The organism is Hungatella sp. L36 (genome assembly GCF_014288035.1).
In genome coordinates this window covers 72354-90289 of the sequence record NZ_JACOPC010000011.1, presented here as the reverse complement: position 1 = coordinate 90289, position 17936 = coordinate 72354, and the positions used below count along the sequence as shown (strand labels likewise).

The 17936-nt window shown below is 50.7% G+C and carries 18 protein-coding genes; 15 read left to right on the top strand and 3 right to left on the bottom strand.

All coding sequences use genetic code 11. The features are described from left to right. Positions 1-8: 8 nt before the first annotated feature. Positions 9-1925, bottom strand: coding sequence for a DUF4838 domain-containing protein (locus H8S80_RS22795; protein ID WP_117632319.1), 1917 nt, complete (start codon positions 1923-1925; stop codon positions 9-11). 249 nt (positions 1926-2174) lie between these two features. On the opposite strand from H8S80_RS22795, the gene H8S80_RS22790 reads away from it, so the two are divergent. From H8S80_RS22790 to H8S80_RS22730, 13 genes are all read left to right on the top strand, one after another. Next, positions 2175-3122, top strand: a complete 948-nt coding sequence (locus tag H8S80_RS22790) for a carbohydrate ABC transporter permease (protein ID WP_002602802.1) — start codon at positions 2175-2177, stop codon at positions 3120-3122. A gap of 9 nt (positions 3123-3131) precedes the next feature. After that, complete coding sequence (locus H8S80_RS22785; protein ID WP_002602803.1) at positions 3132-3974, top strand: carbohydrate ABC transporter permease; 843 nt, start codon at positions 3132-3134, stop codon at positions 3972-3974. 27 nt (positions 3975-4001) lie between these two features. Then, positions 4002-5516 carry an ABC transporter substrate-binding protein gene (locus tag H8S80_RS22780; protein ID WP_029466741.1) on the top strand — a complete coding sequence of 505 codons (1515 nt, stop codon included), beginning with the start codon at positions 4002-4004 and terminating at the stop codon, positions 5514-5516. 97 nt (positions 5517-5613) lie between these two features. Beyond that, positions 5614-6612, top strand: coding sequence for an SPL family radical SAM protein (locus H8S80_RS22775; RefSeq protein ID WP_055660366.1), 999 nt, complete (start codon positions 5614-5616; stop codon positions 6610-6612). A 223-nt stretch (positions 6613-6835) separates the two neighbouring features. Continuing rightward, on the top strand, positions 6836-7972 hold the full coding sequence (locus tag H8S80_RS22770) for a hypothetical protein (protein WP_147338549.1): 1137 nt from the start codon (positions 6836-6838) through the stop codon (positions 7970-7972). A gap of 54 nt (positions 7973-8026) precedes the next feature. Continuing rightward, positions 8027-9076: a 16S rRNA (cytosine(1402)-N(4))-methyltransferase RsmH gene (gene rsmH, locus H8S80_RS22765; protein ID WP_117632321.1), complete on the top strand. Its 1050-nt coding sequence runs from the start codon at positions 8027-8029 to the stop codon at positions 9074-9076. Between the two features lie 288 nt (positions 9077-9364). Beyond that, a complete protein-coding gene (locus H8S80_RS22760) occupies positions 9365-9949 on the top strand; it encodes a sce7726 family protein (RefSeq protein ID WP_117632322.1) in 585 nt (194 codons plus the stop codon). 70 nt (positions 9950-10019) lie between these two features. Continuing rightward, on the top strand, positions 10020-10283 hold the full coding sequence (locus tag H8S80_RS22755) for a DUF3781 domain-containing protein (RefSeq protein ID WP_117632323.1): 264 nt from the start codon (positions 10020-10022) through the stop codon (positions 10281-10283). A 427-nt stretch (positions 10284-10710) separates the two neighbouring features. Then, positions 10711-11451, top strand: a complete 741-nt coding sequence (locus H8S80_RS22750) for a MarR family winged helix-turn-helix transcriptional regulator (RefSeq protein ID WP_117632324.1) — start codon at positions 10711-10713, stop codon at positions 11449-11451. A gap of 138 nt (positions 11452-11589) precedes the next feature. After that, a complete protein-coding gene (locus H8S80_RS22745; protein ID WP_002602811.1) occupies positions 11590-11808 on the top strand; it encodes a hypothetical protein in 219 nt (72 codons plus the stop codon). Between the two features lie 65 nt (positions 11809-11873). After that, positions 11874-12386 carry a CarD family transcriptional regulator gene (locus tag H8S80_RS22740; protein WP_002602812.1) on the top strand — a complete coding sequence of 171 codons (513 nt, stop codon included), beginning with the start codon at positions 11874-11876 and terminating at the stop codon, positions 12384-12386. A 45-nt stretch (positions 12387-12431) separates the two neighbouring features. Continuing rightward, positions 12432-13502, top strand: a complete 1071-nt coding sequence (locus H8S80_RS22735) for a sigma-70 family RNA polymerase sigma factor (RefSeq protein WP_243007919.1) — start codon at positions 12432-12434, stop codon at positions 13500-13502. Between the two features lie 140 nt (positions 13503-13642). Then, positions 13643-14179 carry a flavodoxin family protein gene (locus H8S80_RS22730; RefSeq protein WP_025530895.1) on the top strand — a complete coding sequence of 179 codons (537 nt, stop codon included), beginning with the start codon at positions 13643-13645 and terminating at the stop codon, positions 14177-14179. 86 nt (positions 14180-14265) lie between these two features. On the opposite strand, the gene H8S80_RS22725 is transcribed toward H8S80_RS22730, so the two are convergent. Both H8S80_RS22725 and H8S80_RS22720 read right to left on the bottom strand, forming a co-directional pair. Then, positions 14266-14889 carry a cytidylate kinase-like family protein gene (locus H8S80_RS22725; RefSeq protein ID WP_117632325.1) on the bottom strand — a complete coding sequence of 208 codons (624 nt, stop codon included), beginning with the start codon at positions 14887-14889 and terminating at the stop codon, positions 14266-14268. Continuing rightward, on the bottom strand, positions 14882-16270 hold the full coding sequence (locus H8S80_RS22720) for an MATE family efflux transporter (RefSeq protein WP_002602816.1): 1389 nt from the start codon (positions 16268-16270) through the stop codon (positions 14882-14884). Before H8S80_RS22720 ends, H8S80_RS22725 begins: the two co-directional genes overlap by 8 nt. A gap of 215 nt (positions 16271-16485) precedes the next feature. Here H8S80_RS22720 and H8S80_RS34660 point away from each other — a divergent pair, with 215 nt between their 5' ends. Both H8S80_RS34660 and uxuA read left to right on the top strand, forming a co-directional pair. Beyond that, the gene (locus H8S80_RS34660; RefSeq protein ID WP_278321546.1) at positions 16486-16620 is read left to right on the top strand and encodes a hypothetical protein; all 135 of its coding nucleotides are present in this window, start codon (positions 16486-16488) and stop codon (positions 16618-16620) included. A 240-nt stretch (positions 16621-16860) separates the two neighbouring features. Continuing rightward, positions 16861-17925, top strand: coding sequence for a mannonate dehydratase (uxuA, locus tag H8S80_RS22715; RefSeq protein WP_002602817.1), 1065 nt, complete (start codon positions 16861-16863; stop codon positions 17923-17925). Positions 17926-17936: the final 11 nt, after the last annotated feature.

Sequence of the window (17936 nt, the reverse complement as noted above, 5' to 3'; positions counted from 1 at the left end):
AACAAGCTCTAAAGTGTGCTGACGAGCGGTTCTTCCAGCCGGAAACCGGTGTATTTGGTGGAAACCTCGGTGACACGGTAAACATCGAGGCAATCCTGGAATTCCGTTTCCCGTTCGCAGACCATATTCTGGAACTGCCGCCAGCATTCCTGTGCTTCCGATTCGTTTCCCTCGGCCAGCTTCATCAGCGCTTTCCCTAATCGTAAACTATATTCTCGGTGGTAGTCAAGATATTTCCAAAATAAATTTTGCGCGGCCGTGCGGCCCTTTGCACCGTCTGTCCCGGACACGGGAGTACAATCCACGTATTTGATCAATTCCCTCATGGCTGCCGCCTCTTTCGGATCCTTTCGGTTTTCTTTTCCGTTGAAGTAGTCGCAGCTGCACAGGGAAGACAGTTTTGTTAAATAGGAAAGAACCCGTTCCCAGCCCGGCCCGTAGGCGGCGCTGAAGTATTCTTCCTTCAGCTCTTCAAACGTCACAGCCTCATCAAAGAGCATACGGCCCATGACGTAGCCCGGAAATGCGTTAGGGAGACATTCCCGAAGCTCCTGGCAGCTGATATAACCGTCCATGCCCATCTGTTTCAGCTTCCGGATGTCCTGGCCGATGATTTCGGCGATGTGGATATAGCCGAAATCACCGTAGTGTGCCCGGCCCAGCGGATAATCGTATACGAAGCTTTCCCCGTGGAAATAGTTCTGCCACGATCTTAAGAACACCATGTTCTCATCGAGTCCCACTGGAAGGGTGATCCGGTTCCGCTCATAGGCCGGAATGGGCCCGTAGCTGTCTCTCAGCTGATAGGAATGCTCGAAGGTACGGCTGATAGGGGCAAACATCAGGAGAAAACGGTCCGGATTGCGGAAGGCTTCCTCTACTGGCGGCCACAGGAGCTCCTGATAGAGCAGAAAGACAATTTTTGCGTCGAGGTGCAGACTGGTCAGCTTCTCGTCGATCCGGTTCAGCAGCCGTATATACTGGTCTGCGGGCAGCTGGGCACGGCAGGCCTCACATTCACAGATATTGTTAAATTCATCCGCCAGCCACACATGGAGGTAGGAAACTGCTGGATGCTGTACACAGTATTCCGCAACCCGGTCAGAAAACCTTTCGATTACGGTTTCGTTGGAGTAGCAGAGGTTTGTGTTCATGGGCACTCCGTGAAATAATTCCCGCTTCCCATTAACACAGGCGGCGAGGGAGCTGGTCTCCGGCGGCAGTGGTTCGGTAATGGCTTTCCAGTCTGCACAGGGGAAGCCGAGCACATCCCCGGTCCAGCCGTGGCCCGCCTGATGGAGCAGAAGACCACGCGTTTGAAGCGCCTCCTCGATCTTTTCCGTGAAGGATGCGGCAGCCGCTCTCGTAAATTCCTCCGGTTTTAAGAGGGGATTCATCTCGTGGTGATACCAGCGGGCCATAAAGGTATAGGGAAGCTGAAACTGGAGAAAGAAGCTGTTGTATCCCATCTTTGGCAGCCAGTCGATGAAGTCCAGAATATTCTCCAGTGAGTTGGCTCCCTCGATACAGACGCCCCGGTGGCGCAGCGCGGCTTTCTTCCGGCAGCAGGCGGCGAGCTGTTCTTTCTTATATAAGGAAGGTATGTATTCATGCTTCTGACCGGGAGCGGGAAAACGGCAGCCAAGGAGCCATAAGTATTTGTAGACGCCGAGAAGGACGCTGCGGTCATTGCTTCCCGAGATGCTTCCTCCGGCTGAGGCGACGTCGATGGAGTAAGCGTCCTCGCTGTTTTTCGGGTTTCCCAGCGAATCGAGCCGCAGCGTGACGTCATCCGGCCCGCAATTCTGGTTATTAAGTATAATTATTGAATCCGCAACTATTTCCGCCAGGCACCGGGACAGCTCCTGTGCGGCAAAGGCGACAGGCGAACCGGAATGTGAGGGATATAAAATGTTGATCGTCATGGAAATCCTCCTGTAATGTATCTGGTTGATTGATTATATTTTATAACTATTATAACAAAAAGAAAGAATAAAAATATATGTGTAAAGTGCACAATAAAATTTCTTTAAAAGTGATATAATAAACAAAAACACTTTATTTTTTGATTTTATATTGCGTGTCATGCGGAAAAGTGTTATATTGTAACCAGCAAAAGCAATGCCTAATTGATTATAAAAAATAATTAAACAGGAAGAAAGAGAGGGCTTTCCATGAAAGGACAGTTTTCAGCCGCTTCGCCGGCCAGAACAGTGGACCGCAGAAAGAAGCAGAGAAGGCGCATAAACATGTGGTGCTGGATCTTTATGATTCCCACACTGATACTCTACATATTGTTTCAGGGGTATCCGATACTCTCCAGTATTTTTTATTCGACTCTGGACTGGTCGGGAATGACATCAAGCGCCCTGTTCGTCGGACTGGACAACTTTAAAGAGCTGTTACAGGACAAATACTTTTTTAATGCGGTGGCTAACAGCTTCAAGTACATGCTCATGGCCGTTCCGCTGCAGCTGGTGATTTCTCTGGCCCTGGCCTATATCTTTAACAGTATATTAAAGAAGGGCGCCACATTTTTCAGAACTGTGTTCTTCCTGCCAGTTATTACGACGGCTTCCATCGTGGGAATTATCATGATGTTCATCTTCGGCGGAACAGGCTCCATCAACCAGTTTCTGTCTCTCTTTGGAGTGAGGGGATTAAACTGGCTGGGCAATGCCAACACGGCGCTGATCGTGGTAGTGCTCATCGGTGTCTGGAAGGATTCCGGTACCTTTATGATCTACTGGCTGGCGGCGCTGCAGAGCGTATCCCAGGACGTATATGAGGCGGCGACCATCGACGGTGCGAACAAGTGGCAGACATTTCTCCATGTGGTATTTCCTCTGATCATTCCGATCGGCGGCGTGATTACCGTACTCTGTATCATCAGCTCATTAAAGGTATTCGACCTGATTCAGACCATGACCAATGGCGGACCGTTTTACTCCACGGATGTGGCGGCTACCTTCGTATACCGGACGGCCTATGCCAGCAGCAGCGGAATGCCTCGGCTGGGTTACGCCAGTGCCGCAGCCATGACCTTTGGAATCATTGTCGTGGTGATCGGAACGGTGGGCAATGTGGTGAAGACGGCGTTTCAGAAGAAAAACGCGATATAGGAGGGGCATATGGAAAAAACATCGATTTTAAACAAGGTGGGGAAGACGGTCCTCTACGCAGTCCTGGCGGTGGCTTCGTTTCTGTGGGTCTACCCGTTTCTCTGGATGATTTCGGCTTCCTTCAAGACGCAGAATGAATTTTTCGCTAGCGGGCTGAATCTGATTCCCCAGTCCTTTAACCTGGACAATTTTATCCGCGCATGGAATAATGCGAATTTCGGCATCTACTTTAAAAATTCTATCATCGTAACGGTATCGGTTGTGGTGATCGTACTCTTAAGCACCTCCCTGGCCGGATACGTCATGGGCCGCTACTCCTTTGTGGGAAAGGGCTTAATCATGAAGATATTCATGGCCAGCATCACGATCCCCCTGGTATTTACCGTGATCCCGATCTATGAGCTGTTAAAAAACATCGGCCTGTCACAGAGTCTGGTGGGTCTGATTCTGGCGGAGTCGGGCGGCGGCCATGTCATCTTCCTGATGCTGTTTTCCAGCTTCTATGCTTCGATTCCGGGAGAGATGGAAGAGGCGGCCACCATTGATGGCGCTAATTTCGTTCAGACGTATGGCAGCGTCATGTTCCCGCTTGCCAAGCCGATCATGGTAACCGTAGTGATCATGCAGTTTATCTGGACATGGAACTCCTTTTTGCTGCCCCTTATCATTACGCTTAACAATCCGTCCCTGCGGACACTCGCTGTGGGACTCTACGCCTTACGAGGCGAAAATGTCGTTGACTGGACCGGTATCGCCGCCGGCGCCAGCATTGCAATCGTGCCGGTTATCTGCGTGTTCATCGCACTGCAGAAGTATTTTGTAGATGGTATCGCCGGAGCTGTAAAGAGTTAAGAAAATCAAATAAAGGAGGATATATTTATGAGAAAAGTGAAGAGAGCCCTTGCGGCGGTGCTGGCTGTGCTTATGGCCGGATCCTTAAGCGCCTGCGGAGTCAAGGTGCAGACAAAGGATGACGCGAATACGACGGCAGCCGTGACAGAGGCAAAGGAAGAGACCGAAGCCGTGGATACGCCGACAGATGAAAAGGTGACACTAAAGATCATCGACTGGAGTGACAGTACGAAGGAGCGCAGGGAGGCTTTCCACAAGAAATTTATGGAGGAGAATCCCAACGTCACGATCGAGTACACGGTTCTGACTGCGGATCAGTTCAAGGAGACCGTCATTTCCGCCATCAAGGCGGGGAACGCACCGGATTTATTCCCGCTTCCCTCCGGCATGAAGCTGAGCGCGGCCCTGAAGGAAAACTGGTTTATGCCAATGAATGATTACGTATCCGATGATTTCCTGAATACGTTTGCGGATGGCGCTCTGAATGAAGGAATCACGACCATTGACGGCAAGACGTATGTGCTTCCGGAATCAGCAAATATCATCAATACCCTTGTATTTTACAATAAGAATGTGTTAAAAGAGGCGGGCATCGATGAGAGCCAGCTCCCGAAAACCCGCAGCGAGTTTATCGACGTGTGCAGGAAGATAAGCGACGCCGGAAATGGCAAGTATTTTGGAATCATCGACAGCGGCGCACAGGCGAACCGTCTGGAGCTGGCGCTTCGCTCCCTGGCCAGCCTGGATGGCGGCAAGTGCAGCGACATTTCCCAGATGATTCTGGTGGATGGGCAGAATACGCTGAATTCCGAGGCGATGCAGAGTGCCTTTGATTTCTATGATACACTGGTGAAAGAGGGATGCTTCCATCCGGATACCGTTTCCATCAAGGCACCGGAGGCCCGCGCACTGTTTGCACAGAATCAGGCGGCGTTTATCATTCAGGGCGCATGGTGTATCTCCACATGGCGCAAGGATAACCCGGATCTGGATTTTGGTGTTATGGCGCTTCCGGCACCGGACGATGGAATGAAGGGCAAGCTTCCTTATATCGGAGCGCAGCCATGGATGGGAATTTCCGCAAACTGCAAGCATCCGGATGTGGCGGCCAAGTATTTAACCGCGCTCTATTCTGAGGATTATCAGGCGGGCCTTGTGGAAGATGGTGGATTTGTATCGGTAATCGACGCGGCCAACAAGGCTCATATGACCGACGACGTTATGCTTCAGTATTACAATTTAAACAACGAGGAAGCGGCGCTGGCACCAGATCCGATCGTGGGAAATCCGGCCACAGCTGACGTTTATGCAGAAGTTTCCGCGATCACTCCGGGACTCGGGGAAATCGCCCAGGGTATTCTGGCGCAGAACATCGATTATAAGACGGAGTTAAAGACACTTTCCGACAAGACACAGGAAGAGTGGCTGAGAGCCATCGATGCCGCTAAGGCGAAGGGCGCCGATGTGTCCGCCGATGACTTTGAATTCAAAAACTGGAATCCGATGGAGAATTATACGGCCGATCTTTATAAGAGCAGATAGAGGCCGGATGCCATAAAAAAAGAATAATTTTTTGCCATTGCTGCATACTGTTAGAAAACGTTCCGGTGGGAAGTGAGCCGGAGGAAACGGAGACGGTATGCAGCATTTTAATGAAGTTTATTATGAGCCGGAGATCTTGAATTACCAGTTGGGAAAGGAGTTAAAGGAACAGCTTAAAGAACTGCCGTGGATTCCCATAGAGAGCCACAACCGAATTCCCGAGATGCAGGAGAAGTCCAATAAGGAATTCGGGCGGATGAAGCGGAACCTGATCATTGGAATCAGGAAGACGCATAAGTATGTGGAGAACCATAAGGTATCCGATTATCTGGTTCCCTATACCTCTTCCGGATGCAGTGCCATGTGCCTGTACTGCTACCTGGTCTGCAATTACAATAAGTGCTCGTATCTGCGGCTTTTTGTCAACCGGGAGCAGATGATGGACCGGCTGATCAAGGTGTCTTTCAGCAGCGATACCGAGAAAACCTTCGAGATCGGCAGCAACAGCGACCTTGTGCTGGAAAATACCATTACGGGGAATCTGGAGTGGACGATCACACAGTTTGCTGAAAGAGGACGCGGCCATATTACATTTCCGACGAAATTTCACATGGTGGATCCGCTGCTGAACCTGGATCACCGGGGAAAATCAATTTTCCGCATGAGTGTGAATCCGCAGCCCATCATCAGCAGAATTGAGCTGGGGACATCATCTCTGATGCAGCGGATCGACGCGGTAAACCGGATGTGTGACGCCGGTTATCCCTGCGGCCTGCTGATCGCTCCGGTCATCATCATGGAAGGCTGGAAAGAGGAGTACCGGACGCTGCTTGAGACGCTGAGAGACCACCTCTCGCCGAAAATGAAGCGGGAGATGTTTCTGGAGGTTATCCTGATGACATACAGCTTTGTGCATCGGGCGATCAACGGAGAGGCATTTCCGGCTGCGCCGGAGCTTTACGACAAGGAACTCATGACGGGACGCGGCCGGGGAAAGTACTGCTACCGGCCGGAGGTGAGGGCGGATGCGGAGAAATTCCTGCGGGAGGAGATAAAGAGAACGCTGGGCGATGCGGAGATTTTATATATTGCGTAAAATGAAACGTGTGAAATGGCGGAGGCGTGCTGGCCTCCGCCGTTTTTGTGCTGAGAAAGCTTTGCTGCTGAAGCAGCCGCGTTCCGGTACGGAGGCCGGGGAAATTTCACAACAGGATTGCTGACATGGTTTGGCTGTGTTATACTACATGGGATAAAAGAAAGCCCGTTTTGGCGGGGGATCGAATGACAGGATGCAGGACTGGAAGGGAATTTTGATAAGGATGAAACGAAAAAATAAGATAAAATACGTGATTTTGGCAGGCGCAGTGTCGGCAGCGGTTCTGTCGGCCTGCTCCCATGGCCAAACGGCAGATATCACTGCAGCGGAGCAGTCGGCCGCAGAGGAAACGCAGACCACGGAGCCGTTGACGGTCTCTGCGTCTGAGGCCGCTGCTGCCGGTGCCGGTGGAGAAGCGGAAGAGGGCGGAGAACATACGCTGGATGGCAGCCGGATTATTGCCGGACAGAGCTTTGATGTCACCTGGAAGAACTGGGGAGATGTCCGTTTCGTTTCCTATGCGCCGCCTGCCGGTCGTGTTCATGATGATGCCGCGTTCTATTTGACGAAAAATGATGAGATATTATATGAATTTCCTCAGGCATGGGATGAGGGCTGTGCACCATGGACCTTTGAATCGGTGGATATGGTATCCTTTCGTGACATTGACGGTGATGGAAATGAAGATGTAATCGCTATTCTTTCGTATATAACGGGGGCGGGTCCGCAGGCGGCGGTTCCATTTCCCACTACGCGAATCTTTATGGGCGACGGAACGAAATTTGTGATTGACACCGAACTGTCCGAAGCTGTCGATGAGGCACACGCCAACGAGAATATCAGCACGATCATGGATTTTATAAAAAACCGGACAGCCCCCGTCAAGGGGGAAGGGGCCGATAAAACGGCGGAAGCCGGAACTGGTGCAAAAACGGATTCTGCCAGTCCGGAGAGCGGAGCCGGTGAGGACAAGATGTATGAGATAACCGGGATTCGGGAAACGGACGCGAGGGCCTTTCTAAAGAAATTTGTAGGCCATGTAAAGGCGGGAGAGAAGGCGGAAGCCTCCCGGATGATCGCATTTCCGAGGAAAGTGATTCTGCCGGACCAGGAAGTGACAGTAGAAAGCCCGGAGGCATTTTTAACGTATTACGATGAGATTTTCACGGAAGACTTTAAGGAGCGCCTCAGTCAGTTTATGGATGAGGATTCCATCTGGTGGAACTATAGGGGAGTAGCCGTGGGAAATGGCGAGATCTGGCTGAATGAAAGCGACGGCGCCCTGTGGATTGTAACGTTAAACAGCGCGGAGGACCGGACGGTTCTGTATCCGGGAGAAACGGGGATTCAGGCCGGATAAGGGCGCTGGAGCGGCGGTTTTGATAAGAGAATATGAGGAGAGAGGAAGGAACAAATGGAGAATCAGGAGCAGACACATAAACGCAGGGTCCGGTATAAAGGGACTCATCCGAGAAATTATAAGGAAAAATATAAGGAGCTTCAGCCGGAGAAATACGCCGATACCGTGGCGAAGGTGGTGAGCAAGGGAAGTACGCCGGCTGGGATGCATATCTCGATCTGTGTACAGGAAATCCTCGATTTCCTTCAGATCAAGCCGGGGCAGAAGGGGCTTGACGCCACGCTTGGCTACGGCGGCCATACCCGGGAAATGTTAAAGTGCCTGCAGTCGGAGGGCCATCTCTACGCCCTTGATATCGATCCCATCGAGCTTGTGAAGACACGGGAACGCTTACAGAGCCAGGGCTTCGGCCCGGAAATACTGACGATAATTCAGGAGAATTTTGCGAATGTCGGCCGCGTGGGGGCCGAGGTGGGACCGTTCGATTTTGTGCTGGCGGATCTCGGCGTATCTTCCATGCAGATCGACAATCCCGACCGCGGATTTTCTTATAAAACCGAAGGCCCGCTGGATCTGCGGCTGAATCCGGAGAAGGGAATCACGGCCGCGGAGCGCCTGCGCACAATCGACGAGGAAGAGCTGCGGGGTATGCTTCTGGAAAATGCGGACGAGCCATACGCGGAGGAGATTGCCAGAGCCGTTGTCCTGGAGATTAAAAAGGGCAATCCGATCGATACGACGACGCACCTGCGCCAGGTTATTGAGAAGGCTCTCTCGGCAGTGCAGGAAGCGGACCGGAAGGAAGCGGTGAAAAAATCGTGCCAGAGGACATTTCAGGCGCTGCGGATCGATGTGAACAGCGAGTTTGAAGTGCTCTACTCATTCTTAGAGGCGCTTCCGGGCGTGCTGGCGCCGGGAGGCCGTGTGGCGATCCTGACCTTCCACTCCGGCGAGGACAGGCTGGTGAAGAAATCCTTTAAACGCCTGAAGAAGGAAGGCGTTTACAGTGAGATCGCGGATGAGGTGATACGGCCGTCGGCGGAGGAGTGCTTGAGGAACGGACGGGCGCGGTCGACGAAGATGAGATGGGCTGTGAAGGCGTGAGGAAGGCAGTTGAATTCGAATCAGCAGCTAAAGTTTAAAAGTATGTTATAATACGCGCAGGGGTATCAGGGGATAGTCCTGCGCTTTTATTTTGTAACGGTTCACAGCAACGGTTCACAGCCCATGGATTTCGTCTGCCGCCCGGCCCGCTCTGCCGGAGGAGGTGATTCGTGGACTGCGAACCGTTATGCATTTTTCAGGAAAAAGAGGGGAGAAGCCGACTGTTCTTGACAGGGAAAGAGCCAGAACCTATAATTTCTGTAGGACAAAACGACGAGGTTATGGGATATGGAAAGAATGGATGCGCTGCTGTACGACTGCGATATCAGGGAGCCCCTGTTTGACTACCTGGAAGAGCGGTTCGGGAAAGCAAGGATGTTTGAGGAGAAAAATATCGGAAAATCGAGGGCTGACGTCTTGATGGTGACGGAGGGCAGAATCACGGGGCTGGAGATTAAGAGTGATGCGGATACGTACGAGCGTCTGAAGAGGCAGATCCGTGACTACGACAAATACTGTGACGAGAATTACGTCGTGATCGGCAGATCGCACGCAAAACACGTAGAAGAGCATATTCCGGCCTATTGGGGAGTGCTGGTCGTGTCTGTGAACGGCAGAGAGATCGTGATTGAGGAAATGCGTCCCGCGCAGCAGAATCCTAAAATGAAGCGGGAATTGCAGCTTGCCATTCTGTGGCGGGCGGAGCTCCAGAACATTATCGAACAGAATCATTTGCCTCATTACAGGCAGAGGAGCAAACGGTTTGTGAGGGAAAAGCTGTTGGAGAAGCTGGAGTGGAACCGGCTGAAGCTGGAGGTCTGTGAGGAATTGTTTGAACGGGATTATACGCTTCTGGAGGAAGAGGAGGAATGAAAGAGGAGAAATGAGAACGGAGAAATGAGAACGGAAAATATTTGAAAATGTAGTCCGGGAGATTAGGAAGATGGATTGTGATAATAGAAATGAACTGCTTGTGAACATAGATAAACTGCATACCACAGATTTGGGGGTGGTGCGGATTAAGAAGAATCTGACATTGGATACGGATGATGTGGTGGCGTGGTGCAGAGCGGTGATTGAAAACGTAAACACTGGTATAACCAGAAAGGGAAAGAACTGGTATGCGGAGAATGAAGCCTGTATCATAACAGTTAATGCGTTCAGCTATACGATTATTACAGCTCATAAGCGCAGGAAAAAGTTGTAATCTACACGATATTGGTTTGGAGTATTTATAGGAAAAATGGGGATGAAAACTTGAAACTCGGAGGAATAAACGGTTAGTCCTGATTTGATTTTGTGTTATAAAGCAAGGATATCGGATTTATTGGGAGAATCTGAAGCAGTCATGGTGGAAGAGGCGGCAGCGATGCCTTGAGGACAGCGGATTTCGATGATTGTATGAAAGTCAGATGATACTTATCGTCAATTGCATGTATGTGATTGGCGGTATTTTTTTGCGGCAAAGAAGATTTATTTAAATAAATGTATTCTAAAAAAATAATTACAAGGTACCTTGACAAATGAACGGCGGAGGTGTAAGATGAGATTACAAGGTACCTAACTAATCAAAACATACCTAACAAATTGATATGTAACGAACTAATAAACAAACAAAACAGGAGGATTTCTATATGGATGAAAATAAAACAACATGCCCATGCTGTCCAAATCAATGCGAGGCCGGAGCGCTGCAGTGCGGAAAAGGGAGGGCGTACTTCCGTAATGAAGACAATGGCGGAAGCGAGCGAAGCAATCGAAACGAGAGTGAGCATAACCACCACCAGGGTGAGGGGCGGCTGAATCATGGCGGCAGGAGAGAACTGGGGGAACACAGAAGAGGCAGATCCATGGAAGCCCATGGAAGGAACTGTGAAATGGGAGAGCGCCGTCACGGCTTTGTAATAGAAGAAAAGCTTCAGGGCCAGCTGCGCGCCTGCGGCCATTTCCTTCATTATAATATGGGGCAGAAAGTGGGGCAGGCCAGAATCTTATCTGTGCTTTTAGAGCGTGGAACCATTACCCAGCGGGAGCTTCAGGATATTCTGGAGGTGCGGTCCGGATCACTGAGCGAGATTTTAAATAAAGTGGAAGCGGACGGATTCATTGAGAGGAGCCAGAGTGAGAATGACCGGCGGCAGATGGAGGTAAAACTGACGGAAGCGGGAACGGAGGCAGCCTCCAGACTGGAAGAGGAACGCGGAGATATGACGTCCGGACTTTTTTCCTGTTTGAGCGGTGAGGAGAAGAAGACACTGGCGGAATTGCTGGATAAGCTGTTGGATGGCTGGGAAGGCCCGGAGCGTGAACGAGGCTGCAGAGGCAGGGGACACGGTCGGCGGATGCATGGCCGGGAAGCTGGCCAGACACTGTAAAACCATAGTAAATCTGCACAATATACAGGCGATTGTGAATGGATAGTTTTTAACAAACTTTTCCCGGACGGTAAAAAAACGCTGACAATTTATTTTCCAAAATGTTAAAATAAACCTATAGGAAAGGGAGGTTTTAACATGAGACGAATTGTAAGCGCATGTTTACTGCAGACCATGAGATTTGATACGACGAAGGAGGCTGATCCGGAGCAGGATTTTACCATCTTTTGCAAAAAGCTGGAAAAGAGCAGTGTCAAATATGTCATTGAAGAGAAGACAAAGGAAGCGGACGGCTCCCTGGTGGTGAAGATCAGGAAGCAGTATAACTCCTACAGTACGGACGGATACCTGCAGTAACAAACGTTGATGCTTTGGAATCAATGAGATTCCAAAGCATCTATTTTAATTTCAGGAGGGAAACTATGTTTTCGGTAAATGATCATGTTGTATTTGGAAATCATGGAATCTGTGTGATAAAAGCGATCGGTCCTCTGGATCTCAGCATTGCGGAACGGGGACGGCTTTATTACACGCTGGAACCGCTCTATGCACAGAAAAATACCATTTATACGCCGGTGGATAACGAAAAAAGCTCCCTGCGCAGAGCGATTACAAGGGAAGATGCGCTGGAACTGATTGACAGGATTCCGCAGGTGGAAACTGTTTGGGTCCTGGATGAAAAACGGCGTGAGGAAAAATACAAGGAAATCATGAAGCAGAATGACTGTATGGGCTGGATGCAGATTATCAAGACCCTGTATTTAAAGAAGCAGAAACGTTTGGCAGAGGGACGGAAGAATACAGCGCGCGACGACTTATATCTCAAACTGGCGGAAGATTTCTTATACGGCGAATTTGCTGCGGCTCTCGGAGTGGAAAAAGATCAGGTGGAAGAGCTGATCGGCCGGAGAGTAAGGGAAATGGAATCCGCTTAAAGACCAGGTACGACTGTATCAGAGAAGAGAGGAGGCGGCCGTAAATTGGATAGTCCTGAAAAACATGAAGCAGTAAATGCGGAGAAACACACAGAACATCTGGAAGAATGCACAGTAGAACACACAGCAGAACTCAGGGAAATACTCACGGAAGAACAGGCAGCGTCGCCAGACGACTGCTTTGCAGAAGCTCTGGCGGACTGCCGGCTGGAAGAGGCGGAATCTTTCGATTTCGTAGACGAAGGATCGGAGCTGCCTGCGTTTAGCGAGGAGGACGAATATCTCCATGAGGACTCCGTCCATATCTATTTGAAAGAAATAGGAGGCGTGCGGCTTCTGAGCCCGGAGGAGGAGACGGAACTCGCCCTGAAGGTAGAGCAGGGAGATGACGACGCGAGAGACCGCATGGTGCGCGCCAATCTCCGTCTGGTGGTCAGCGTTGCCAGACGATATGTGAAGGGCAGCGGTATGTCCTTCCTGGACCTGATTCAGGAAGGGAACATTGGCCTGGTGAAGGCGGTGGAGAAATTCGACTGCCACAGGGGCTATAAGTTCAGCACCTATGCCATGTGGTGGATTCGCCAGTCCATTACCAGAGCGATTGCCGACCAGGCGCGCACCATCCGTCTTCCCGTCCATACGAAGGAACTGATGGGGCGCTTAACGAAGGCCTCCAGACAGTTCTTATCGGAAAACGGCAGGAATCCGGAGCCGCGTGAGCTTGCCGCTATGCTGGAAATCCCGGAGAAGAAGGTGGAAAATATCCTTCAGCTTTATGGGGATACCGTCTCTTTGGATGCGCCCGTGGGAGAGGAGGGAGATGGCCAGGTCATCGATTTTCTGTCGGACAAGTCTGCGCCGGAACAGTATGAGCAGGTGGAGGCAGGCATTATTCACGATCAGGTGGAGAAAGCCCTGGGCCATTTAAGCAAGCGGGAGCAGGAGATTTTAAAGCTGCGTTTTGGTTTTGTGGATGGGCGGATCTGGACGCTGGAGGAAGTGGGAAAGGAGTACCATGTGACGCGCGAGCGGATACGCCAGATTGAAGCCAGAGCCTTGAGGCGGCTTCGTGCAAAACCGGACATCCGGAATCTCAGGGTGTATTTGGAAGCGTAGGGTGAGTAGGCCCTGTCTGAAAAAGGGGATAAAGAACATGAAGCTGATGGAAGATCTATTGACTTAACGTCTGTCCGGCGGTAAGATGAAGATAAGTATTGCGTGAATTTCCGTGATCAAACCGAAGAGGGAGGAATTGCATGAACGTACTTATCATTAAGGGAAGTCCTCATGAAAAAGGCACCACATCGCTGCTGGCGAAGAAATTCGAGGAGGGAGCACGGGCTGCTGGCCATGTTGTCCAGGAGATTGACGCGGCCCATATGGATATTAAATCCTGTCTGGGCTGTAATTACTGCAGGAAGAATAACGGAATCTGCGTCCACAATGACGATATGGCGGACGCATACCCGATGCTCTCCGACGCAGATGCGATCGTATTTGTGACTCCGCTCTATTACTTTGGCTTTACCTCGCAGATCAAGAAGGTGATTGACCGCTTCTACGCCATGAACTCCGAACTGAGGGCGGAAGCCAAAATGGCCTATTTGCTCGCGGCAGGAGCCGACAGAGAGGACTGGGCCATGGAAGGAATAAGCGCCACATTTGATGTGATGTGCCGCTATCTTCGCTGGGAAAATGCGGGAAGTGTCCTGGCTCTCGGCTGCGGAAGCCGTGAGGAGATAAAGGAAAGCGAATATTTAAGCCAGGCAGAAGTGCTTGGAAGGTCAGTTTAACCGAAGAAGAAGCCGCTGTATCAGCAGATAAAAATACTGATACAGCGGCTTCTTCTGTTCTGTGCCGGTTGCAGTGCTCCGGTGTATTACCCTTTTGCGTTCTCCTGGCGGAGCTTCGTGAGCCCGGTAATGAGCTCCACACACCGGTCCAGGCCCAGCTTTCCGCTGTCCAGGGAGATGGCGTAATTTTTTGCCATGCCCCATACCTGCCCGGTGTAGTATTTGTAATAGACTTCTCTCTTCTTATCCTTTTCCTCCAGACGTTTTGCAGGACTTTTTTCCGTTTCCCCGTAAAGGCGGACAATGCGTTCGGCCCGTGTTTCGGCTGCGGCGTGAACGAAGACATTGAGGCAGTCCGTCCGTTCCTTTAAAATATAGTCTGCACACCTTCCAACGATGACGCAGGGGCCTTTTTCCGCCAGGTCCAGAATGACATTTCTCTGGATTACCCAAAGGAAATCGTCGGCCGACATCCCGTTCATGGCTCCATTCATTCCTCTGGCGGCAAAGGCGTATCCGAAGATGCTTTTCGAGGGAGCATCCTCGCCCTGTTTCTCGATATAGGATTCATCAAAGCCCGTCTCCACGGCCACTTTCTTGACCAGATCCTTGTCGTAGTAGGGGATTCCCAGTTTTTCAGCCGCCATTTTTCCTATGGTACGTCCGCCGCTGCCGAATTCCCGGCTGATGGTGATGATTCGATTATTCATGTGTTCTGACCTCCATTCGCTTTAAACATTTATATTCGTGTGAGACAAGAATAATTGTAAGAATCAGAGAAAGCACATCGGCAATGGGGGCCGCCCACAGCATTCCCGTGACGCCGAAGGCCATCGAGAGCAGGATGACGCCCGGAACCAGGAAGACGACGTCTCTGGACAGGGAAAGGACAGTCGCCTTCACCGGTTTTCCGATCGACTGCAGGAAAATACTGCTGGCCTTCTGTACGCAGCAGAGCAGGATGCCTCCCAGGAAAATACGGAAGCACATATTTGCGTATTCATTATACAGACCGCTTTCACTGCCGAACAGGCTGACAATGACCTGCGGACAGAATTCGAAGAGCAGTGTGGCAATGATGCCGATCACCGCATTGGCGGCGATGATATGGCGATACGTATCGAAGACCCGTTTAAAATTACCGGCCCCGTAATTATATCCGGCGATAGGCTGGCCGCCGACCGCGATACCCACGGAAAATGCGATGACGATGCCAAAGACCTTCATAACGATCCCTACAACGGAAAGGGGAATATCGGCCCCGTAAATGGACTGGGGCCCCTTGAGCCCGATCATGTTGTTGGACACACTCATAACGATGACAATGGCAATCTGCGTGATAAAGCTGGAGATGCCCAGCTGGCCGATCTGCCCCAGCAGCCGGCCAGCCGGAAGAAAACTGGCCTTCGAGAAGCGAAAGGATTTCGGCTTCCGGAAATAGAGGATGGTGACGAAGCAGGAAACCACCTGACCAATGACGGTGGCGATGGCTGCGCCCCGCACCCCCATGTGAAATACGAAGATGGCGACAGGGTCCAGAATCAGGTTCAGCACGGCACCGATTACGGTGGAGAACATGGAATAAGCGGGGGAGCCGTCAGCCCGGATCGCCGCATTCATGCCGGAGGCGAAAATATAGAAGGGGATTCCGAGCAGAATGACCTCCATGTATTCTCTGGCATAGGGATAGCTGGCCTCCGTCACTCCAAACAGGCGGAGAATCTGATCCGTAAACAGAAAGCCGGTCACGGTCAGCAGGAGGCCGATGATTACAGTGGCCAGAATTCCATTGCCGATGCATTTGTGGCTGGTTTCCTTGTCGCCGCTTCCGAGGGAGAGGCTTAATTTGGCTGCGCTTCCATCCCCAACCAGCAGGGCCAGGGCCAGAGCAGCCACGGTGAACGGATAGACGACATTAGTTGCCGCATTTCCGAGGTAACCGACGCTCTGCCCGATAAAGATCTGGTCCACAATGTTATAGAGGGCGCTGACCAGCATGGAAAGTACGCAGGGAACTGAAAATTTCAGCAGCAGCCTGCCGATGGGTTCTGATGCAAGATAAGCGTTTGCATCTCGTTTTGTCTCTGTCATAGATAATCACTCCTTATGAATAAAAACTGCGCGCAATCAAAGCGGAAGATTCCCGCTTATAGATTACACGCAGTTATTGCTGGATTTACATCTATTCTGATTAAACACGCATGGATAAAACGGAAATGGTAAGATTTTTCCGCTGTGAATCATTATAACCGATCGGACAATGCGGATGTAAGAAGAAAATTCATTTTTTAGAAATTTTGTGAAAAATGCGCATAATAATTTCTTTACGAAAGGCCCCGGAACTGATCCAGTGGATCTATGATAAAGTAACACTGCCGGAGAGTCTGCTTTTTATCAGCCATTTTAAGGGGCTGTTTGGATTTCTGGTGATGGTGCCGTGAGAGATAAGCAGCCCGGCTCCCGCATTGAGCGGCTTTTGCAGTAAAACGTATAAAATTCCTGAAAAACAAGCTTCTATACATATCCGGCGGGCAATTGGCGAAAGCTATTTAGACATATTTCATAAAAAAACAGGTGGAATTCCGTTAAAAATCCTCTGTACAAACTAATATATTAGTACTAATATATTAGTATAGTGGAAGCTGTAAACCAATCTTATTTATCATCAGGAGGAAAATCATATGAATATGTCACTTCGCTGGTATGGACCAGGCTATGACACCGTAACTCTGGAACAGATCCGTCAGATTCCGGGCGTGAGAGGCGTCATCACGACACTCTACGGAACACAGCCGGGAGAGGTCTGGGATAGGGAAGAAATCAGAAGCTTAAAGAAGACCGTCGAGGATGCGGGGCTTTCCATTCTTGGAATCGAATCGGTCAACGTCCATGACGACATCAAGACAGGGGCAAAGGACAGAGACCGCTGCATTGACAACTACATCACGACGCTGGAACGCCTGGGCGAGGAAGACATCCATATGGTGTGTTATAACTTTATGCCTGTGTTTGACTGGACCCGTTCCGAACTGGCCAGAAAGAGGGCGGACGGCTCCACGGTTCTCGCTTACAATCAGGATATCATCGACAAGATTGACCCGGAGCATATGAGGGAATCCATCGAAGCCATGTCAGCCGGTTATGTCATGCCGGGATGGGAACCGGAGCGTATGGGCAGGCTGGCAGATTTATTTGCGATGTACCGGGATGTCGATGAGGAGAAGCTGTTCTCCAATCTCGTTTATTTCCTGGAAGCCATCGGGCCGGTCTGCGAGAAATACGACATCCGCATGGGAATCCATCCGGACGATCCGGCGTGGCCGATATTTGGACTTCCGAGAATCATTACGGATAAGGCTCACATTGAAAAATTCTTAAAGGCAGTCGATAAGCCGTACAACGGTCTGACGCTCTGCACCGGATCCCTGGGCTCCAATCAGAATAATGATATTCCGGGCATCATCGAGGCAGCAAAGGGAAGAATAGCCTTTGCCCATGTCAGGAACTTAAAATACAATTCCGACCGGGACTTCGAGGAGGCCGCGCATCTGTCTTCCGACGGCTCCATGGATATGTATAAAATCATGAAGACGCTTTACGACACCGGCTTTGACGGCTGTATACGTCCGGATCACGGCCGTGCCATCTGGGGCGAGGATGCGATGCCTGGCTACGGCCTGTACGACCGTGCATTGGGCGCGATGTATTTACAGGGCTTATGGGAAGCGATCAGGAAGAATGGGTAGCCGGGAAGACC